Source organism: Mucilaginibacter sp. (assembly GCF_039925265.1).
In the GTDB taxonomy this organism is placed as follows: Bacteria; Bacteroidota; Bacteroidia; order Sphingobacteriales; family Sphingobacteriaceae; genus Mucilaginibacter.
On record NZ_JBDSZG010000010.1, the window covers coordinates 1 to 23,110 of the forward strand.

13 protein-coding genes are annotated in these 23,110 nt (G+C 47.3%); 11 read left to right on the forward strand and 2 right to left on the reverse strand.

Going from position 1 to position 23,110, the window contains the following annotated elements:
• Positions 1 to 402 precede the first annotated feature (402 nt).
• The 9 genes from xrtN (at position 403) to ABIX36_RS04205 (ending at position 7,409) form a co-directional block, all read left to right on the forward strand.
• Complete coding sequence (gene xrtN, locus ABIX36_RS04165; protein ID WP_348080904.1) at positions 403 to 1,740, forward strand: exosortase N; 1,338 nt, start codon at positions 403 to 405, stop codon at positions 1,738 to 1,740.
• Between the two features lie 108 nt (positions 1,741 to 1,848).
• Positions 1,849 to 2,433 carry a hypothetical protein gene (locus tag ABIX36_RS04170; protein ID WP_348080905.1) on the forward strand — a complete coding sequence of 195 codons (585 nt, stop codon included), beginning with the start codon at positions 1,849 to 1,851 and terminating at the stop codon, positions 2,431 to 2,433.
• Entirely contained in the window at positions 2,430 to 2,831 is a 402-nt protein-coding gene (locus ABIX36_RS04175; protein WP_348080906.1) for a DUF2809 domain-containing protein, read from the forward strand. Before ABIX36_RS04170 ends, ABIX36_RS04175 begins: the two co-directional genes overlap by 4 nt.
• Positions 2,824 to 3,597: an oxygenase MpaB family protein gene (locus ABIX36_RS04180; protein ID WP_348080907.1), complete on the forward strand. Its 774-nt coding sequence runs from the start codon at positions 2,824 to 2,826 to the stop codon at positions 3,595 to 3,597. Before ABIX36_RS04175 ends, ABIX36_RS04180 begins: the two co-directional genes overlap by 8 nt.
• A gap of 132 nt (positions 3,598 to 3,729) precedes the next feature.
• Positions 3,730 to 4,452, forward strand: coding sequence for an intradiol ring-cleavage dioxygenase (locus tag ABIX36_RS04185; RefSeq protein ID WP_348080908.1), 723 nt, complete (start codon positions 3,730 to 3,732; stop codon positions 4,450 to 4,452).
• Positions 4,453 to 4,488: 36 nt separating this feature from the next.
• Positions 4,489 to 4,995 carry a hypothetical protein gene (locus ABIX36_RS04190; RefSeq protein ID WP_348080909.1) on the forward strand — a complete coding sequence of 169 codons (507 nt, stop codon included), beginning with the start codon at positions 4,489 to 4,491 and terminating at the stop codon, positions 4,993 to 4,995.
• On the forward strand, positions 4,992 to 5,684 hold the full coding sequence (locus ABIX36_RS04195) for a hypothetical protein (RefSeq protein WP_348080910.1): 693 nt from the start codon (positions 4,992 to 4,994) through the stop codon (positions 5,682 to 5,684). The genes ABIX36_RS04190 and ABIX36_RS04195 overlap by 4 nt, the downstream gene beginning before the upstream one ends.
• 181 nt (positions 5,685 to 5,865) lie before the next feature.
• On the forward strand, positions 5,866 to 6,783 hold the full coding sequence (locus tag ABIX36_RS04200; RefSeq protein WP_348080911.1) for a HupE/UreJ family protein: 918 nt from the start codon (positions 5,866 to 5,868) through the stop codon (positions 6,781 to 6,783).
• Positions 6,784 to 7,283: 500 nt separating this feature from the next.
• Positions 7,284 to 7,409, forward strand: a complete 126-nt coding sequence (locus ABIX36_RS04205; protein ID WP_348080912.1) for a hypothetical protein — start codon at positions 7,284 to 7,286, stop codon at positions 7,407 to 7,409.
• Between the two features lie 138 nt (positions 7,410 to 7,547).
• Here the strand turns inward: ABIX36_RS04205 and ABIX36_RS04210 are convergent, their stop codons facing one another.
• Complete coding sequence (locus tag ABIX36_RS04210) at positions 7,548 to 10,307, reverse strand: TonB-dependent receptor (protein WP_348080913.1); 2,760 nt, start codon at positions 10,305 to 10,307, stop codon at positions 7,548 to 7,550.
• A gap of 668 nt (positions 10,308 to 10,975) precedes the next feature.
• Here ABIX36_RS04210 and ABIX36_RS04215 point away from each other — a divergent pair.
• Entirely contained in the window at positions 10,976 to 20,206 is a 9,231-nt protein-coding gene (locus tag ABIX36_RS04215) for a cadherin-like beta sandwich domain-containing protein (protein WP_348080914.1), read from the forward strand.
• Positions 20,207 to 20,344: 138 nt separating this feature from the next.
• Positions 20,345 to 21,193, forward strand: coding sequence for a metallophosphoesterase (locus tag ABIX36_RS04220; protein WP_348080915.1), 849 nt, complete (start codon positions 20,345 to 20,347; stop codon positions 21,191 to 21,193).
• A 139-nt stretch (positions 21,194 to 21,332) separates the two neighbouring features.
• On the opposite strand, the gene ABIX36_RS04225 is transcribed toward ABIX36_RS04220, so the two are convergent.
• Positions 21,333 to 23,039, reverse strand: a complete 1,707-nt coding sequence (locus ABIX36_RS04225) for a sodium/solute symporter (RefSeq protein WP_348080916.1) — start codon at positions 23,037 to 23,039, stop codon at positions 21,333 to 21,335.
• Between the last annotated feature and the right edge of the window lie 71 nt (positions 23,040 to 23,110).

Below are 23,110 nucleotides of genomic sequence, written 5' to 3' on the forward strand. Positions count from 1 at the left end.
CTTTAAAAATGATAAAAATAATATGAGCGCAAAAATACATAGTTTGCCTTTACGGCAAACTACGCTCTGTTCAAATTATAACTTTCCTGCGCTTATTTTGGCTTCTTTGCTTAAGTTGACGGCTATGCTCTCGAGAGGGGGCGCGAAGGAAAGAGCGGTAGCAGGGGTGTGTTCTCCGCATGGCGAGTGAACTCACCCCGGATGCGCTCCGCTGTCCGACCCTCTCTCCGCAAGCGGAAAGAGGGTAAAAAAGAAAAGGCAGCAAAGGCAGATTTTCAAATTCGCCTCTCGAGAGGGGGCGCGAAGGAAAGAGCGGTAGCAGGGGTGTGTTCTCCGCCATGCAAACTCACTAACACACCCCTAACCCCTCTCAAGAGGGGAACTTAAACAACAAAACCAAAAATGCTAACTATTCCACTAAAAACACCCATCAAAATGCAGCCAGCAGCCTTATTGGGCTTGGTTTACCTGGCCCTGGCGCTATGGTTCGTTCCCGGGTATTTAATATGGAATGCCAATCTGGCGATGGGGTTATTGCTGATACCTTATATATGCCAGGCAGATAGAACACGCTACAGCCTGCGTTACCTGTTACCGGCGTTGCTGACTACCGGTTTGGCCATACTACTGCCCGTAAATACCTTGTTTTTTGTGGCGATGCTGTTTGTGGTATTGTTGCTAATAGAGAACAGCATCGGCAGGCTCGGCGATAGCCTGTTTTTTTTGATAATATTGGTATCCCCTGTGTTTGGGCACTTTACCCGGCTGGGCGAGTTCCCGGTGAGGCTTTGGCTGAGCGAACGGGTGGCAGATGTGCTAAGCGCCGGAGGCATACCCGCCAGCGCGGCCGGTAACCAGATCTTGCTGGGCAATTATGAGTTTTCGGTAGACCCGGCCTGCGCGGGTTTGAATATGCTGGTCATGTCGATACTGATAGGCCTGTTTGTATTGGCTTATTATCAAAAGCAAACAGGTAAAGTATTGAATTTTAAATGGTTGTTATTGCTCTGCACCGTAACCGTTGCGCTTAATGTAGTTTGCAACTTCTTCCGGATCCTGTTGTTGGTAGCATTTAAAATTATGCCGGGCACTTTTTTGCACGATGCTGTGGGCATAGGCTGTTTGTTTGTTTATGTATTGGTCCCGCTGCTGCTGGGTATCAGGCCCTTGCTGGCCCGGTTTGGGAAAGTCGCCACTGTAAAGCCCAAGCCCGGGCAACAACAGGGGATCCGCTATCCATTTCTGCACATCGCCCTGTTGGCCGCTATGTTATTTGTGGCAAGCCATTTGGTAAAGGCGGATGCATTGGTCAGCTCAACCAATACCATCCAACTGGCGGGCTACCACAAAAAGCAACTGGATGGTGGCATCCTGAAATTCGAAAATAAGGATGCGCTCATCTACCTCAAACCAACAGCCTTTTATGCGCCCGAGCACGACCCGATGATCTGCTGGGTGGGCAGTGGCTATGCTTTCAAAAGCATCCGCAAAGAAACCATTGGCAAGCACGAATTGTACACCGCCACCCTCGTCAAAAACACCGATAGGATCTACGCCGCCTGGTGGTTTGATAACGGCCAGCTAAAAACCGTAAACCAGTTTGCCTGGCGATGGGCCGCCGCCAAAAATGAAGGGCAGTTTTATTTGGTGAATGTAAACGCCTCCTCGCCCCAAAAACTAAAACAGAAAATTGAAGAATTAGCCGCTCTGGATATTTTAAAGAAATCGTCGAGCCCTTAAAAAACGAAATAAAAAATCAACTGAAAAACAAGCCTCAAAAGGCGCGAAAAAAGCCCTTTTTTGGCGATATTTTACTAAAAAACACGCAAATTTTAGCACCAAAAAATCATGAAAACACTCCAAACCACCCAATTTGTTGATGCCGGCACCCATTTCAGCAGGTACATCGAAACCTCTCGGACCCCCATCAAACTGGCGCGTACCATAAACTACGCCCGTATCCTGCGGCGGATAAAAACCTGCATTAAAATAATAATAGCCGGACTGTTCCTCAGCGGCATAACCGCCTTCCCACTGGAGACCGAACTGCACCTGCTGGCCAACCTGAGCGGTGCCGCTCCCGAATACATGCACAGCTGGATAAATGTTGTATACCAGGGCGTTAGGCTAAGTAATCAGGCCTATCCCTTCCTTAGCTATGGTACCGATTGGCTGGCCTTCGCGCATATTATGCTGGCGGTACTTTTCATCGGTCCGTTGCGTAACCCTGAAAAAAACATCTGGGTGATCGAGTTTGGGATGATCGCCTGCGTGGCTATATTGCCGCTGGCATTCATCATGGGGCCTATCAGGGGTATTCCCTTCTTTTGGACTTTGGTAGATTGTTCTTTCGGGGCTGTTGGAATTATTCCATTGTATATCAGTTACATAAGCATTAAAAAGTTACAACAGCTTAACGGCAGCGGGTTATGAAGCTTAAGTTCAATAAATATTATTTCGCCCTGGCGGTACTACTTTTTAATGCCGAAGTGCTGATAGCCGATTTTGTGCACGATAGCATTATCCGCCCCTATGGCGGCGATTTTTTGGTGGTGATATTGGTTTATTGCAGCATAAAGGCATTTCTAAAAAGCGATCTGTGGGTAACAGCCATAGGCGTACTTATTTTATCGTACGTTGTGGAAATTACCCAGTATTATCATCTCATTTATAAATTGGGTTGGGAAAACTCGGCCATTGCCCGCAATTTAATGGGTACCACCTTTAGGTGGGAGGATTTGCTCGCCTACACGCTGGGCATGGTATTAGTGGTATTGATAGAAACCTGGCTGGCCGGTTTAAAACAAGTAGTAGCAACAAAAAATGGATAAAACCCAAGTGAAATACTTTGTGGCAGAAGGTTCGATAGTACGTGAGATATGGAGTAAGGCCGATAATATCCTGTTTATATTCGCCGGCTCTGCTGCGGAATTTGCGCTGAACAAGGCCGTTGACTGGTTGTACTTTACCGGCCGCCTCCCGGCCGATCCGTTAGGAAGATTATTTTCTACCGTGGCTTACGGGCGCATGATCATCTTTTCGGACCATGATGGTGCGCTGGCAGCAATTGATAAAATAAACGCCATTCACCATGGCGTGGAACAGGCCCGCGGCGCGCAGATCCCCGACTGGGCGTACCGGGACGTTATATTTATGCTGATAGATTATTCGGTACGCTCATTTGAGCTGCTGGAGCGGCCCTTATCTGATGAGGAGAAGGAAGAGGTGTTCGAGGTTTTTTACCGGATGGGCTTGCGCATGGGGCTAAAGGATATGCCTTATAATTATAAACACTGGCTAACCGTTCGCACAGAGCACCTCGAAGCTGATCTGATCAAAAGCGATTTTACCATCGACCTGTTTAAACAATACCAAAAGCATTTAGGCACAGTCCGTTACCAGTTGCTTAAACAGGTGCAATTGCTGATAGTACCTCAGGAAGCGAAGCGCCTGCTGCCTATTTACAGCATATCCTACCTGCGCCCGGTTATCGGTTTTTATAAACTAAGCAGGGCGGTGGGGTTGCATGGCTTGCTCAAAGAAGCCATCCTGCCGCCCGCATACAAGAGCCAGATCCGCGAAATGGATGTGTGGTAGCTTGTTAGCCCATTATTCATCGGGACAAAGCATCCATTAATCGACACCCCCGATAGTGTTCCCCACCGTAATGATACCTTCGGATTAGTAAAATATAACTTAAACTAATCAGGAGGTATTATTATGGAAAGGATGAATTTCTTAAAGAGCTTATTGGTAGGCAGCGTATCGTCATCGGTATTGCTGCAGGCCTGCAAAAAGGATGCAGACGTAACTGCCGCAACTACAAGTACCTCTGGCACAACTACCGGTACTACAACAGGCACCTCCGGGAGTTGCAGCGTTATCCAAACCGAGACGGAAGGTCCATACCCAACCAAAGCGCCCGCCTCTTATGTGCGCAGCGATATTACCGATGGCCGCAGCGGTTATAAAATGACGGTGAGCATAGCCATTACCAACAACAACGATAACTGTAACGCGGTTGCAAACGCCCTGGTAGATATCTGGCATTGCGATGCCGAAGGGAATTACTCCGAGTATGGCGGTTCGGGCTCGCAATCAACAAACTACCAGTCGGTACATTTTTTACGCGGCAGGCAAACAACCAATTCTGCAGGCGTGGTAACCTTTACCAGTATTTTCCCGGGCTGGTATACGGGTCGCGCGACGCATATCCATGTGCATATTTATAACGCGTCGGGCACCTCGTTAAAAGTTACCCAAATTGCCTTCCCCGAAGGTACAGGCACTGCGGTTGTAGCCGTTGGTGGCTATAAAAAGGGCTTTTCGGGCTATACTTATAACGCGAGCGATAATGTGTTTAGCGATGGCACCAGTTTAGAAATGGCCACCGTAACTGGCAACACTACCGATGGTTTTGCCTTAAGCATTGTAATGGCTGTACCGGCATAACCAGCAAATCAACAGCGTTTTCCGGGTATTTACTCTATGATGAAAAAATCAACCGTCAAACTTTGCTATCGTAAAATAATAGATAGCAACGCAACCAAACCCTGGGATAAGTTTGTGCTGGAGGATAGCTATGCCGAGTTCCGGCTGCAGGTGCAAAATTTTGCTGAGGCAAAGCAATACCCATCCTTCGCCGAACTGGTGCATGAGGTGCCCGGTGCCCAAAAGATAAACCAGATGGTTGGCCCGGCCATAACCGGCTACATACAGCAGCTGAACGAAGTGGTGCCCGATATTTTGAACAATCTTGGCCGCAGGTTTATCAAATTCAAAAATTACCAGTTCGAGATCATCAACTCGCATTTTGATAGCAGGGAAAAACACCAGGTGGCCATCAGTTTTTTTTCGGAGCCGATGATATGGTACGGCACTATTGATAATTACCTGCTGCTTGCGCCATCAGGCCAGGAAACACAGGAGGTTTTAACGCACATAATGCAATTACAACCATATTTGAGTATTTACTCCATCACCGAAATGGCATGAGCATAACCCTATCACCCGCTAAAATATTTTTGGCAGATCAGCGTGGCTTTGCCGAAGATGCCGTACAGCAATGTTCTTCTACCTTTAGCTTTGGCGATTTTAAGAATGCTGATAAAGAGCCATTTGGCAATTTATATACCCTGAATGACGAGATCCTGTCGGCAGGTTCATCCATCACACAGCAAGCAAAGTACAATAGCTACCTGGTGCTGTTACCCATAACAGGCGGCATAATTTATTGCGACAACACGCAGCATTTTGAAACGGACGCGGGCGAGGTACTGGTAGTCCCGATGGAAAAAGGGACGGAATTTAAAATTGCCAACCCGTACCCGGCTAACTGGGTAAACTACATCAGGATAGAAATTAAGAGTGATGACCTGAATGCCCGGATCGCCGAAAGCTTTACGTTTGACCTGGAGCAATTCCCTAACCAGCTTATCCCGGTGGTGGGCCATCCAGGCTGCGCTTTTAAAATGCTTATCGGCAGGTTTGGTGGTCGGGAAGAGGTGGTTTACCGGCCCGTTGGTAAAACATCCAAGGTGTTCTCATTTGTAATAAGCGGTGCGTTCGAACTGCAGAACCGCCTTTTACACGAGCAGGATGGGTTGGCCCTTTGGGATGCCGATATCATTGAAGCCGAAGCATTGAGCAATAACGCCATATTGCTACTCATCGACTTAAAGTAAACAAACAATTCTTTTTACCGATACAATACTGCGGTTGGTCGAGACAAACATCGCGATCACACTGTACTTGTACATATTTGGCACATATAGCCTGAAGATTTATCCTGGCCAAATTCACTACCACAGCATTTACAGAGACCATGTACCCGATTACGGTAATAACTTTAATTCTAACCATCAAATGCATATCCAGACCAGACAAAGCAGCCGCGCCGTACTTTATGGCCGGCTGTTTATATTAACGCTGTTGCTGTGTTTCTTTAGCGCTATAAAAACGGATGCAAAACCACTGCAAAATTCAGGCACGGTGTTTTACACAGCTCACAAACCAACCGGAGTATTGCAACACATGCAGCAGCACAGTTTATGGGAAAGTTTTGTTGATATGTTTTCCCTTGGCATGCAGCAAATGAGGCAAAGGGTAGATCATTTATTATTTTTATTTACGCTGCTGCTGCCCGCCATGTTGGTGACTAACCGCAAACAATGGGGACTGTTTGGCGGGGTAGGCTATAGTTTGGTCCGGATATTTAAAATAGTTACCGCTTTCACCATAGGGCATTCCATCACTTTATTGATAGGTGCAACCGGCCTTATTTATTTCCCCGGCAGGGCGATAGAAATTTTAATAGCGTTGAGTATTTTGATCTCGGCTATACACGCGTACAAACCTATTTTTCCGGGTAAGGAAATATACATCGCCGGAGGTTTCGGGCTCGTCCACGGCATGGCCTTTGCCGAAACACTGGTAAATTTAAACCTCGATAGAGGCCGCATGGCACTAAGTATCCTGGGCTTTAACTTAGGCATCGAACTGATGCAGGTTTTTATTATCGTCCTGGTCATTCCCTGGCTTATCATCCTCAGCAGGATCAATTTTTATAATGGCTTGCGTGTTGCAGGCGCATTTATAGCTGGCATTGCATCGATAGGTTGGATGGCCGAGCGGATAACGGATACGCCAAACGTTATTAGCTCAGCTGTGATGGCTGCATTCGGGTATGTAGTTTGGTTGGTTGTGGCCCTGGCTGTCACGGCAATAATGACCTTTTTTGTGAAAGCCGGAAGCAGTATGTCCTCCTCGTCTTACAGCAGGTAAAACCATCCACTCTGCTAAAAGAATATACGTTGAATTTAGATAGACCGAGCTTGCTAAGCGTCCTGCCAACCCAAGGCCATGCACCAGCCTGGACATGAACATGATACGAATACGCGATGTGCTCGGCATCGTCTCGTTATGATTTGCGGGTTAAATAATAAATGAAACTTAATGCAAAATAAATCGTATGCATGCATAGTAATTTGAACTGCAAAAACAAGGCTAACCAATTCCTGAGAAAATAAACCTAATAGCTTGTTAAATAGTTCAGTTTGAAAAGAAACCATCCCGTTTTGGGAGGGGTTCGATGGCGAAAAATACTGCTTCGAAATTAAAAATCTGCGTTTAAATTGTTTAAACAAAGCTTTTGTTTTCAGCGGAAATTTTCGGCACTCTTTTGGATGCGCAAGTACAAATGATTTGAATATTAAATAAAAACCAACATGTTAATTGAATTTTTAGGGGTGGTTTTATTATTAGCATTAATAATAATTCCCTTAATGCCCCGTAAAGCTAAACCCAAACCTGTATCTGCATTAAAAGTAGACACCGACACACACGATGCAGAGTACGCCATTAATGCCAACGGTAAACTGGAACGAATACAATTTCATCAGCACCATTAGAGAATAATAAAGTGATTTGAAGATGAGAACAAATAAAGCCGCCCGTTACCCCGGGCGGCTTTTTGCATAGCACTTATGCCACAAAAAAGCCGCCCCGTAAAACAGGGCGGCTTTGTGATATAGGGGGTCAGATATTAATTAAAAGGTGAAGCCAACGCGCGCAAAAAAGCGGCGGCCGTTGCCACCCATCTGCACCGCGTCAAACGGGCCGGATGGCTCGTTGTTGTAAGCCCAGCCTTTGGCGCCTTTTACATAGGCAAGATCCGGGTGAACATTGAATACGTTATCCGCACCAAGCGAAAAACGGGTGGTTTTGCTCACTTTGTAAGAAAAATACAGGTCGCTGGTTACTTTGCCGCTGTAGATGTACTCGTCGGCCAGTTGTGCCGAGCCATCATCGGTAGGTACAGTAGGGGTAAGGGTGCTGCCATCGCCATAACCTAACAAGTCTATTTTACCAAAGTAGGTAAAGCGGGTGCCTACAGTAAAGCTTTTATGACCGTACTCCGGGTTTAAAGTGAATTTTTGCGGCGGGGCCGAGGCCAGAATAAATTTCTTCTCGCGTGAGCTCAGGAAGGTTTCCTGCAGGGCTGGAGTGGTGCCCAAAATAGCAGGGTAGTTTACTTTATCAATATCCATGCTCTGGAAGTTACCCGCAAACAATACTTTGAAGCGGTTTGCGCCAACTGTTTTGCTGTAATCTATCACCACATCCAAACCACGGTTGGTGGTGTTTACGGCGTTAGCAAAAAACTGCGCGGCGCTTACGCTAAGGTTGTTTAAGGCATTGGTGAAGGATGGATCGAGCGTTGGGTCTGACGCGCTGAACTGGCCAGATAGTACCACGCGGTCGGTTACCTTAATAATGTAACCATCTACGGTAAAGCTTAACTCGGGGATAGGTTTATAGGTAAAACCTAAGCCTGCGTTTTTAGATTTTTCTTGTTTCAGGTTAGGGATGCCTGCAGCCTTGGTAATAGGGCTGTAGTTTGGCGCTATCTTAACCTCAGATACAATGGCACCTTGTACGTTGGTAAAGGTATTGCTGTAATTGATCTGCTGTAATGATGGCGCGCGGAAACCTGTACCGGCCGAGCCACGGATGTTAAAATTATCGGTCACTTTGTAACGGGTAGCGAATTTGGTATTAAAGGTAGAACCGAAATCGCTGTAATGTTCGTAACGGTTGGCAAAGTCTACCAGCCACTTCTTAGTAACATCAAGCTCAAAGTCTACATAAACACCGGCAACTTTACGGTTGGCGTTTGCCTCGTCGGCTGGTTGGAAACCCGGGAAACCCTGCGATCCTGCGGCCTGTGCGCCGGTAGCATCGTAATTACGGTAAGAGGCATCCTCACCGGCGAAGATCTTATAGCGTTCGTAACGAAATTCGCCACCAAAACCAAAGTTTAGGCCAGCTGCTACTTTACTGAAATGTTTGTTAACGTTTAGGTTGGTTGTATTCTGTAAAAACTCCGAACCGCCATCATCAAAATGGGTTTTGTAAGCACCCAGCGACGCGTTAAACGTTTTATCGCCAAAAAAGTGGAACTTGTTATTACCCGTGTTGTTGCTCAGGTCCCAGTCCCAGCCATCGCCAACGGTACCTTTAAAACCGGCTGCAAAAGATACATCGGTGTTATGAGTTTGAATGATCGGGTTGTAATAGGAGTCGCCATCCGGGGTAGTGAAAATGATATCGGTAGACTTTGTGTAATCAACCGGGAAACGCTCCGGCCTGCCCGATAGGTTACGGGTAAAGGCATACGCATCAGATGGTTTGTAGCTGTAACCGCCAAAGCTGTAAAAGGTGGTTTGCGTACCTGCCAGCGGGATTTCGCTGTTGAAGAATACCGTTCCGCTTTTGCCAGAGCCATCGCCATTTGCCCGGCGGTAGGGGTTTATGGGTAAAGCGGCCGGGTTTGAGGTAGTGGTATCGTGCGTTTGGCGGAAGGTTTTATCGTTTTGAGCGTACTCGCCGGTAATGTTGAAGAAACCACCGTTATTGCCAATGTCGAACCCGTAGTTGGCATCAACAGTAAGGGCTTTGCCATCTATGGTGCCCGCATGCGGGTAATAGCCGGCAACTACACTTTTACCGCTGTTAAAGGCCGGATCGTAGTAGCCCGAGTAGCCCGCGTTTACGGTAAATACATTAGTGTTTTTCTTTAGAACAAGGTTGATAACACCCGCGATCGCGTCAGAACCGTATTGAGCTGAAGCACCATCGCGCAGGATCTCCACCCTGTCGATAGCCGCAGTTGGGATAGAACTTAGGTCTACGCCCGAGTTACCGCGGCCGCGCGTGCCAAATACTGCAACAAAAGCGGTTGGGTGGCGGCGTTTGCCGTTGATCAATACCAGCGTTTGGTCGGGTCCCAGGCCTCTTAGGGTACCCAGCTCCACGTGGTCGGCACCGTCCGAGCCTGATTGTTTGTTGTAGTTGAAGGATGGGGCGGCATAGTTTAATATGTCGGTAAGATCCAACCGGCCTGTTGATGCCGCTGCTTTGCTTACGTTAACTACATCAACCGGTACCGCGGTTTCCAGCTTTACGCGCCCTGCAGAGCGCGTACCAATGGCAACTACTTCGTTCAGCTGCGATATATCGCTTACCAAAACAATGTTGATAACCGTTTTTCCGCTTACCGGCACGGTTTGCGTTTTGTACCCGGTGTAGCTAAAAACCAGTTCGGCCGCCGATGATGCCGATATGGAAAAATAACCATCTTTATTGGTACTGGTACCAATGGTACTGCCGCTCACCCGCACGCTTACGCCGGGCATGGTTAAATTATCTATCGACCCGGTAACCGTACCGGTAACTGTTATTTTTTGGGCGAGGGCCGTACCCGTAATAAAAAATAACATGGCAATAAAGAGTAGCTTTTTCTTCATAAAACTGTGGTAGGGGTTAAAGTTTGCGTTAATTTAAACGTAAGGTAATAATTATTATAGATGATTCAATGCAAGTGTTAATTTATTGTTATTAATAAAAAAATAAATGGCCGTTATTGGGAAAGTCGTAATTTTAGAATACGGCACTTTTGCTGCGGCGGCGGTGCAGGGGTAGTTATTTTTTCGGCAGAAATAATTAAGCTAATTAATCATATTCCCGCTTTATAGCTCTAAGTTTTATTAACAAAATGATAAATACTTCTCTCTAAAAGTATGATATTGACAATGAAGCATTTACAAGGCACTTATATTTTATAGTTTTGATAATAGAAATAATAATTGTATTTTTCCCCTATAAATTTCTCATTATTAGTTTATTACCCCCGCCTTGTATATGAAAGGGCTAAGCAAGTAAAAGAAAATTATTATTTTTAAGTTAACGGCTCTAATTAATAACTATTAAAATTTCTTTACTGGCATACGTGAGGTTACCCTCTTTCTGTATCAGTATAATTATCGTTCGGCACGCAACTATCCGCGCCGGGAGATCTGCACAAAATTTTAATGTGGTATTTGTTGGGCTATTTTCTAAATAGTGCGGGCAAAAATGTATGCGCGTTGTTTAAATGGCGGTAATAATTTGGCGACGCGCCGATGAATTTGATAATATGAAGAAACTTTTACTTTCTGGTTTTCTATTGATAATTGCTGCGACAGGTTTTGCGCAGGCTCCTAATATTTCATACACTACCCCGCAGGTTTATGTGCTTGGCAAAACCATTACAAACCTTGTGCCCGCAAATTCGGGCGGTGCGGTGCCCGCTACTATTTACAGCGATGTTACCACCTTAGCCGGAAACGGAACCGCGGGTTTTGTGAACGATGTGGGTTTGGCGGCGCGTTTCCAGGCACCCTATGCCATAGCAAGCGACGCGGCAGGTAATATTTACGTTGCCGATTACGAGAACAATGCCATCCGCAAAGTAACTCCGGCTGGTTTAGTTAGCACATTTATATCAACGGGCTTATCTTCGCCGGCTGGCGTAGCAGTTGGTGCCGACGGTAATATTTATATTGCTGATACCGGTAACCAGCTCATAAAAAAAGCCACACCGGCAGGGGTTGTAACCATTATTGCGGGTAACGGCACTATCGGCTCCGGCAACGGGCCCGCATTAACGGCGTCTTTCAGCAGTCCACAGGATGTTGCAGTTAACGCTGCGGGGGATGTTTACGTAGCCGACTTTGGTAACAACCAGATACGTAAGATAAGTGCTGGTGTAGTAACCGTTTGGGCGGGCAGTGGCGCAAGCGGGTTAGGGAACGGCCCCGCTGCATCTGCAAAGTTCAAAAATCCGTTTGGGCTGGATGTTGACGCAGCAGGCAACGTTTACGTGGCCGATTTTAATAACAGCGCCATTCGTAAAATAACGCCAGGCGGTGTAGTTTCTACCCTGGCCGGCAACGGTGTGGCCGGTTATTCTAACGGCAACGGAACTGCTGCAAGGTTTAACAAGCCCGGCGATGTTGCTGTAGACGCTATCGGGAACGTGTTTGTAACCGACTCTTACAATAGTGTTATACGCAAAATTAGCCCCAATGGTGATGTAGTTACCTTCGCAGGAGCGGGCGGCTATTTCGACAGAATAGATGGAATAGGCGCCAATGCTAACTTTGGTTTCCCTATAGGGATCACATTTGACCCGAGCGGCAATATGTACGTTGCAGATGACGGGACCAATTGTATCCGCAAAGCAATTACCACAGGTTATTTTATTGATAAAGACCTGCCGGCAGGGCTGGTTTTTGATCCAACCACGGGCATTATCAGCGGTACGCCTACAGATGTAGCCGCCGCCGCCAATTATACCATTTTTGCTTATAATAATGCAGGAAGCATCAGCAAAACCATAAGCATTGCAGTAAGGCTGCCATCTACAGATGCTACGCTTAGTGGTTTAACAGCCAGTGTGGGCAGTATAAACCCTGCCTTTGTGGCAACCGGCAAAAGGTATGTTATTAATGTTGCCAATAGTGAATCAGGTACTACGGTTACCCCTGTTTTAAATAACCTGCAGGCGTCGCTAACGGTTAATGGCTTAGCACTGGCAAGCGGAGCAGCATCTAATACCATCCCTTTAAACTTAGGAAATAACGATATCACCATAAAGGTGACTGCGGAAGATGGTTTAACAATAAGTAATTACCAGGTATCCGTAGTTAGAGCGAAAGCGGCCATCCCCGGCCCCGTTATATCTTATAATACCACTAATAATTTTCCGGTAAACGTAACTATACCAAATTTGGCGCCTACCAATACGGGTGGCGCGGTACCTGCCATTAGTTATGGAGAAGTAACCACATTTGCAACGGGGGTTTCTCAACCCTGGGGTATAGCCACAGATGCTGCGGGTAATGTTTATGTGACTGATGCGGGCAAGCAAATACGCAAAATAACGCCGGCGGGCGCTGTATCTTTATTCACGGGTACAGGAGCCGGTTTAAATAATGTGTCAGGACTGGGCTCGGATGCACAGGGGAATATTTACGTAGCCGATGCGGGAAATAATAAGATCAGGATAATATCATCAACAGGAACGGTTAGCACGCTTGCGGGTTATGCGGGTAATTATGGTTATGTGAACGGAGCCGATGCCGATGCGGAGTTTGCCAATCCCCAGGGAGTGGCCGTAGACGGGTTATCAAATATATACATAGCCGACACGGATACTAAAACGATCCGAAAAAGAACGCTCGACGGGCAGGTAACGCTACTCGCCGGGACCGGTGCAACCGGGTCGGTAAATGGCCCGGGCTCGTCGGCAACTTTTACAGTGCCGTTAGGCATCGCCAGCGATTTCGACGGGAATGTTTTTGTGGCCGATCTTGTTGGCCAGGTGATACGTAAAATAACACCGGCAGGGCAGGTAACAACATTTGCCGGCTCGGGAGCTGCCGATGAACTTGATGGTGCAGGAACCGCTGCAGCATTTAATTCGCCGGCTGCCGTTGCTGTTGACCCTATAGGCACCATCTACGTAGCCGATGCGGCAAATAGCAAAATTCGGAGAATCACACCTTCCGGCGAGGTAATCATTTTAGCCGGGGATGGACAGTATAGGTTGTTAAACGGTAACGGCATGTCATCCAGTTTCTCTTACCCCCTGGGTGTGGCTGCAGACCAAAACGGCCACTTGTTTGTGGCAGATTATGGCAACAACGCAGTGCGTAAAATTGAGACGCTTGGCTATGGTATTTACCCCCACGATTTTTTACCAGCCGGGCTTGTATTTGATAATAAAACAGGTATTATCAGCGGGAAGCCAACAACTGTTACGCCAAGCCGCAGTTATAAAATTACCGCTTACAACCTTGGCGGCAGCAGTGTTTCTAATATAACTATACGAATAATCAATATAACCAACGAAGCGCGTTTAAGTAACGTTGCGCTTAATTTTGGTACCCTATCGCCGGCATTCGCCTCGGCAACTACAACTTATAGCGCCAGTGTTACAAAAACCAGCATCATTATTACGCCAACCGCCATGGATGCGGCCGCCAACATCAAAATAAATGGCGTAGCTGTAGTAAGCGGTGCAGCTTCCACCCCGGTGCCGCTCTTGCTTGGTGCAAATGCTATTTCAATTGTGGTTACGGCCACTGATGGTGTTACCCAAAAAACATATACTCTTAATGTAACCCGCACGCCGGTACCACCAAATGCCGATCTTTCGGGCTTAACCGTAAGTGCAGGTACGTTAAACCCGGCATTTGCTTCGGGCACAGCCGATTATACAATAGCGGTAAGCAATGCTACAACCACCTTTATAATTACGCCAACTAGTCCCAATAGCCTGGCTACAATACAGGTAAACGGCGCAGCAGTAGCAAGTGGCGCACAATCAACCGCTATCCCTTTAACTGTTGGGCTTAATACCATTACTACTATAGTAACCGATGAGAATGGCAACAACAAAACTTACACCATACAAGTAACAAGGGCAGCATCAGTAAATGCCGATCTTGCTTCGCTTGGTTTAAGCGATGGCTCCTTAACACAATTGTTTAACCCTGCTACACTAAATTATACCGCCGCCGTAGCGAATACGGTAACAGGTATAACTATCACACCAACCACTGCCGATGCCACCGCTACTATAAAAGTAAACGGGGTTACAGTTGCCAGTGGTGTAGCATCTGCCACTATCCCGCTAAACGTTGGTGCAAACGTTATTACAAGCGCTGTAACAGCGCAGGATGGCACCACACTTAAAACTTATAGCCTCACCGTTACCAGGGCGGCATCCACAAACGCCGATCTTTCGGCGCTGGCATTAAGCCAGGGAACGTTATCGCCCGCTTTTGGAGCCGGTATTTTAGTTTACAGCGCTTCGGTAACCAATAGCGTTACAAGTATTACAGTAACGCCAACCGCATCTGATGTTAGTGCCACTATACAAGTAAATGGTGTAGCGGTAAGTAGTGGTACGCCATCCGCAACCATACCATTAAACGTGAGGGTAAATGTTATCACAACGGTTGTGACAGCCGAAGATGGTACAACAAAAACAACGTATACCACTAATGTAACAAGGGCGGCATCAACTAACGCAGATCTGTCTGCGCTAAGTATAAGCGCCGGTACCTTATCTCCGGTGTTTGCTTCGGGCGCTACGGTTTATACCGCAGCGGTAAGCAACGCTACTACGGACATCGCTATAACACCAACGGGCGCGGATGTCAATTCGGTGATAACGGTTAACGGCACTATCGTTACAACAGGTACATCGTCGTTACTACTGCCTTTGGCTGTGGGTGATAATAATATCACCGTACAATTGACAGCAGAAGATGGTGTGACCATTAATACTTATACCATTACAGTTACACGTGCCCCATCCGATGTTTCCACCCTGTCATCGCTAACAACAAGCGCGGGGCCTATAACGGTATTTGATCCGGCTACATTAACTTACGCTGTCTCGGCTGCCAACGGGGTGAGCAGTGCTACCATTACGCCAACCACTACCGATGCCAATGCTATTGTAACCGTGAATGGCACCGCTGTAACCAGCGGAAGTGCTTCGGCACCGATAAGCTTGAACGTGGGATTAAATACCATTACTACAGTCGTAACCGCGCAGGATGGTGTAACTACAAAAACGTATACGGTTGATATAACCCGGGCGGCTTCACCCAATGCAGATCTATCGGGCATAACCCTGAACGCGGGCACGTTATCGCCTGCTTTTACTGCCGCAAGCTCCAACTACACGGTTACGGTAACCGGTTTAGCCAGTATAACTGTAACACCTACGCAAAGCGATGCTGGTGCATCTATAATGGTTAATGGTACTGCAGTTACCAGCGGTACGGCATCGCAGCCAATACCTTTAACATTAGGTGGCAACCCTATATCAATATTAGTTACCGCAGCGGATGGTACTATCAAAAACTACCTGGTTACGGTTGACCGTATGCCATCAGCCGATGCCTTGCTGACTAACCTTGTGCCAAGCGCGGGTACCTTAAGCCCTGCATTTGCAGGCAATACCGGTACGTACAGTGTTTCGGTTGGCAATACGGTTACTACCATCAAGTTCACCCCTACCTTAAGTGATGCTAACGCGACATTACAGGTGAACGGCGTAGCGGTTGCCAATGGCACAGCATCTCAGGATATTCCGCTGGTAGCAGGTACCAATGCAGTGACTGTTACAGTTACCGCCGAAAACGGCGCTCCAAAAAATTATACAGTTAATGTAGTACGGGCGGGTTCGGCAGATGCTACCTTAAGTAATTTAACGGTAAACGGGGCAACTATTTTGCCCGCGTTTGCATCGGGTAATACCGACTATGGTGCTTCGGTTGCCAATACAGTAACCAGCGTTACTTTAACACCTATTGTTAACGAACCTAACGCTACAATTACCGTTAATGGTTCCGCTGTAACAAGCGGTTCTGCATCGGCTGCTATACCGCTTGTTGTTGGGGCAAATGCTGTTACAGTCGTGGTAACCGCACAGGATGGTAGTACAACAAAAACTTATACTGTAACCGTGAACAGGCCGCAGTCCTCTAACGCGGATCTGGCCAGTTTAACGGTTAGCTCGGGCACCTTATCGCCAACCTTCGCATCCGGCTTTGTAGACTATCTCGTGCGTGTGGGTAACGGTACCACCAGCATCAGCCTTACACCAGCCAGCAGCGATGCAGGTGCCGTAATACGGATGAATAGTACCATTGTAAGCAGCGGTTCGGCATCTGGTACAATACCTTTAGTGGTGGGCGATAATGTTATTACCGTACAGGTAACCGCCGAGGATGCTACAATTAACACCTATACCATTACCGTAAACAGGGCTGAACCGGCTGCCTCTACAGATGCAAACCTGGCCTCGCTAACGGTAAGCACCGGTACTTTAACCCCGCCCTTTGCACAGGCTACGCCTGCATACACCATTGATGTACCAAATACCAGTACCAGCATTGGTGTAACCCCAACCAGCACTGAATCTCATGCTACCATCACGGTAAACGGTACCACCGTTGCCAGCGGAACCCCGTCTGGTGCGATAAACCTGAACGGCGGGTCTAATATTATTACAACCATTATTACCGCACAGGATGGTACAACTACAAAAACCTATACTATAACGGTAACCAGGGCGCCATCTACAAATGCCGACCTGGCCAATATTACATTGAGCGCGGGTACCTTAAACCAGGTTTTCGCGGCCGGTACAATTAGCTATACTGCAGATGTTAGCAATGCGATAAATACCATCCGGTTAACACCCACCACTGCGGTTACTTCGGCAACAATAAAGGTAAACGGGGTAACCGTTGCAAGCGGTGCTGCTTCGGCTCCCATTCCGTTGAATGTTGGCCCGAATGCGATAACTACAATTGTAACGGCTGAAAGTAGTGTTACAAAAACTTATACGGTTACCGTAACGCGTGCGGCGTCGCCAAATGCCGATTTGGCCAACTTAACAGTAAGCGCGGGAACGCTTAACCCGGTGTTTGCTGCCGGAAGCATCACTTATAATGCTGCCGTAGGTAACGCTGTTACAACCATCAGGCTAACGCCAACCGTGGCCGACGCTGGTGCTACAGTTAAGGTAAACGGGGTAACCGTGGCAAGTGGCACAGCTTCGGCAGCGCTTCCTTTGGTTGTTGGGCCTAACGTTATTACCACTACGGTTACCGCGCAGGATGGGACATCTACCCAGGTTTATACCACAACGGTAACCCGGGTGCCATCTTCCAACGCGTTTTTAACAGCACTTGGCGTAAGCTCAGGTACCTACAACCAATCCTTCGGTACAAACATATTTGAATATACCATGCTGGTTACCAATAACGTTACCAGCCTTAGATTTACACCGGTACTGGCAGATAATACCGCCACCATAACGGTAAACGGTGTGGCCGCAACAAACGGCGTGGCTTCTGCACTGGTGGTTCTAGCTGTTGGTAATAATTTCATCGAAACGAAAGTAACCGCACAGGATGGGGTAACTGTTAAAACCTATACGGTTATAGTGAACCGCGCGGTCTCTTCAGAAAACGACCTGAGCGCCCTTACTATCAGCGCCGGCACTTTAACGCCCGCATTTCAATCGGGCATTAATGGTTATAAGGCGTTAGTGAACAACGCTACCACCAGCCTTACCGTTAAGCCAACGGTGGCTGATGCAACCGCAACGGTTAAAGTAAATAACGTGGCTGTAGCCAGCGGAACATCATCGGCACCGATAGCCCTGACGGTTGGTATAAATACCGTCAGCGCTATAGTTACGGCGCAAAATGGTGTAACCAACACTTATACTATAGAGGTTACACGTGAAGCATCTGCTAACGCCGATCTGTCTAACCTAATATCTAACGCAGGCACATTTACTCAGGGCTTTTCGCCTGGAGCGCTTGTATATTCAGTTAACGTAAGTAATACAACACTAACCGCAACCGTAACACCAACCGCAAGCGATGCAACAGCCACCATCACCATAAATGGTATTACGGTAGCAAGTGGCGTAGCATCGCCGGATATTCCGTTGAATGTGGGTGCAAACGCCATCCCGGTTACGGTAAAGGCCCAGGCTGGTAATACAAAAACTTACACGGTCACCATCTCCAGGTTGCCTTCGTCTAATGCGGATCTTGCTGGTATCACGGTAAGTGGTGGTACGCTTAATACTCCTTTTGTACCCGGGAATATAAACTACACAACCATCATCGGCAACGCCAGTACCGGTGTTACGGTAACGCCAAACACCCGCGATGCTACATCTACTGTTACTGTTAATGGTGCAGCGGTTACGCCGGGTACAGCATCGAATATCATTCCACTAACGGTAGGAGACAATACCATAACCATCATAGTAAAAGCGCAGGATGGTACCATTAAAACCTACACCATAATTACCACCCGCGAAGCATCAGCCAATGCGGACTTGACTAACCTTGCGCCGGACGCGGGTACCTTATTGCAGGTGTTTGCACCAGCTACACAAGCTTATACGGTATCGGTTGTGAATACGGTAACCAGCATTAAGTTTACGCCAACTGTAAGCGATGCAACGGCATCCGTTAAAATAAATGGCGTAACTGTTGCCAGCGGAACCGCATCAGCTAATATACCTTTAGCCTTGGGGCCAAATACGGTTACTGCCATTGTTACCGCGCAAAATAATACCACAAAACAATATATAGTAACAGTTACCAGGGAGCGCTCTTCTAACGCCGATCTGTCTAACCTGGTATCTAACGCAGGTGCACTAGACCGTGCCTTTTCGCCGGGAACGCCGGGGTATTCAGTTAACGTAAGTAATACAACGCTCACCGCAACCGTAACACCAACCGCAAGCGATGCCAATGCAACTATCAAGGTGGCTGGGCAGCCGCTTGCCAGCGGCGCAGAATCGGCAACGATACCATTAGCGCTGGGAGATAACCCTGTAGCTGTAGCGGTAACCGCACAGAACGGTGATGGCAAAATTTATACCGTTACTATCCACCGTGCATTCTCCAACAATGCAAACTTGGGCGATCTGCAGCTAAGCCCGGGAACCTTATCCTCCCCGTTCGCATCCGGCACAACACACTATGATGCAATGGTTCCGTTTGCCACCAATCAGATAAAAATTACCCCGTCGCTGAGTGACGGCACCGCTACGGTTACCGTAAATGGCGCAGCGGTAAACAGCGGCACATCATCGGGCTTTGTAGACCTTGCGGTAGGGCAAAATACCATCAACGTAGTAGTAACTGCAGCAGACGGCACGCCAAAAACCTATACCGTTGTGGTAACCCGCGAGGAGGAGCCACCATCGGCAGATGCCAGCCTGTCTTCGTTATTTTTAACCCAGGGCGAGCTAACCCCGGCGTTTAACCGTACTACCTATTCATACACCGCAACGGTACAAAGCAATATCACCAAAACCAATGTAGTGGCCATATCAACCGAGGCTAACGCCAAAATAACCATAAACGGCGTACCGGTTGCCAGCGGCGCTTCGTCCGGCGATATTTTACTGTCAGATGGTGCCAACCCAATAATTGTGTTGGTAACTGCCGAAGATGGCACAACTGTAAAACGCTACACCATTGTAGTTACAAGGGCATCGTTTGCTATGGTGTTGCCAAACATATTTACGCCCAATGGCGATGGCTATAACGATACCTGGGCACTTGCCAATATCAACCTTTACCCCAACTGTACGGTTAAAATATTCAACCGTGGCGGGCAGCAGGTGTTTAATTCTGTTGGGTATGGTATTGCCTGGGATGGCACATTTAACGGCAGGCTTTTACCTGCAGATACCTACTATTATATCATCGATCTGAAACACGGCCAGGGTGTACGATCGGGATCGGTAACCATCATCAGGTAAATACAATAAACATAATATCAGCAAAGGCTCCGGATCATTGTCCGGGGCCTTTTATTTTTGGTATTATTTACGCCGATAAAAATAAATTACTGTTGATGCAGATTTAATATTAAGCGCTTATTTTTACTAAAAAAACAAATGAGCAACCGCAGGGAATTTATCGGCACAAGCTTAACCGCCATAGCCGGGCTAACACTTTTACCCGCCATAAACAGTTTTGCAAACCCGGGCAGCCAATATAAAAGCGGCGGTATTGCTAAACCAAAACTGCGGTTTGCTATCGCGTCTGATATCCATTACGCGCAGCCGGGCACCCCGTTTGAAGAGAATACCGCCAACCTGATTAAATGGCTGAATGACGACCACGCCAAAAACCACCTGGACATGGTGATCATTAATGGCGACCTGGTACATAACCGGCCCGACCTGCTGCCCGAGATAAAGACCAAATACCTGGATAAGCTGAATGTACCCTATCATACCATCCCCGGCAATCATGATTTTGCGGATGCCGCGATATGGAAGAAGGTATTTAGCTACGAGGATAACTACACGGTGGAGCATGGCGACGTTGCCTTTGTTTTAGCAAACACCGCCGATGTAAAGGGCGGATACGTTTGCCCCAATAATACTTTCATTAAGGCATCGCTGGATAAGTTTGCCGATAAGAAGGTGGTTTTTGTGATCTTGCATATCCCGCCAATAAAATGGATCAAGGGCGAGGGTTTCCTGGATTGCCCCGAAACACTCGACCTGCTGCACAATTACCCTAATGTAAAAGCAGCGTTCCACGGCCACGATCACGCGCTTGACGGGGTAAGGTATACAGGTAACAGGTTCCCGCATTTTTTCGATTCGCACATAGGCGGCGATTGGGGTACGGCCTACAAAGGGTACCGGATTGTGGAGATAGATGAAGATTACAAAATTTATACCTACCAGGTAAACGCCAGCCAAAACCCTGTTTTAAACAGCAATAAGTTATAGCGCTCTTTATGGGTCTTTTCTTTTGAGACACTATCCATGGCGTAAAATAGCAAAGCCTTTAAATGATAAAGGCTGCCGGGCGGGCGCCCGGTCAGCCAATATAATTGCCAATATAAAACAGGAGAGACTTATTTAATCCTTACCAGAACTTAACGTACAGCATGGTAAGGAGCATTAGTGTTACGATGATCAGCGCCAGTGTACCCTTGTCTACTTTAAACATATGTTTAGGTATGTCTAAAGCTTTAGGGTTAATTTTAGGCCCTGCAAGGCTGATAACAGCCATAACGATCACCGTAAAGAAAAAGGACAGGCCCATACAAATGAGGAACGGGATCTGCCACGTACCTTTTGCATCACCCGTAGGGAAAGCCGTATAAAGTATTGTTTCGTGCCCGAATAAAGCAGGAGCGAAGTTGTTGAACAAAACCGACATCGCGAAGCTGGTTAAGATACCCGCTATGGCGGCTGCACCGGTAGTGCGTTTCCAAAAGAAACCTAAGATGAATATGGCAAAGATACCCGGGCTGATATAGCCGGTATATTTTTGGATGTAGGTAAAACCTCCCTCGCCGCTGATACCCAACAGATCTTTCCAGGTAAGGATGATGGAAAATACCAGCGCCGCCAGGATTACTATCTTACCGGTGATAACCATTTTCTTTTCGCTTGCTTCTTTATCGATGTGCTTTTTGTAAATATCCAGCGTAAATATGGTGCTGATGCTGTTAGCCTTGCCTGCCAGCGATGCAACAATAGCAGCCGTAAGTGCGGCAACAGAAAGCCCTTTTAAGCCGGTAGGTAAAAAGCCGAGGATAGCAGAATAGGCGTTATCCGAATTGAAATGCCCGCCTGAGTTCATTTCCTGCTGAAGCCCGCCATCTTTGTAAAGTACATAAGCGGCGATACCCGGCAACACCACAATGATCGGCATCGCCAGTTTCATTAAACCGGCAAACAGGATGCCAGTACGCGCGGTTTTCAGATCGGCACCCAGGGCGCGTTGGGTAATGTATTGGTTACAGCCCCAGTAGTTTAGGTTTACTATCCACTGGCCTGCAAAATACATGGCAATACCGGGCAAGGCCAGGTATTTGTTTATCTCGGCCTGTGGCGCACCCGCTTCGGGCTTCGCCATTATCATTTTAAAATGCTCCGGGGCATGTTTAAACATTGCGCTCAAACCGGCTAAAGCATCGGTGCCCAGTCCAAATTTTTCACTCACCAGGGTTAGCGCTATATAGGTTGTAGCCAGGCCGCCTATCACTAATACCAGCACCTGTATTACATCGGTATAGCCAATCACCTTCATGCCACCAAGGGTAATGAACAAGGCAAATATGGCCAGTGCTATGATGATCTCGTGCAGGTAACCGCCGCCCGCAAGGCTATTGATAGCCAAAGCGCCAAGGTAAAGTATAGAGGTTAAGTTAACCAGTACGTAAAGCAGCAGCCAAAAAATGGCCATGATAAAGCTTACCGTTTCGTTATACCGTGCATGCAAAAACTGCGGCATGGTGAAGATCTTATTCTTGAGAAATATAGGGATAAACCATACCGCTACAATAATGAGCGCGATAGCAGCGACCCATTCGTAGGCGGCAACGGCCAAACCTACGGCGAAGCCCTGCCCGCTGGTGCCGATAAACTGCTCGGCAGAAATGTTGGATGCGATGAGCGATGCGCCAATGGCCCACCAGGTAAGCGAGCCTTCGGCCAGGAAGAAATCCTTGCTGTCTGATACGCCTTTGATCTTTTTGCGGCTGTAAACCCAGTAGCCATAACTGGATACTACAACGAAATAGATAACAAAGATGATGTAATCTATATGGGTGAATTTATTCATAATTTGGTTTTAATTGGGAGTTATTTGGTTTGGTAAAACAGGTAGCCAAATCCCATCCGGCTACCTGTTTT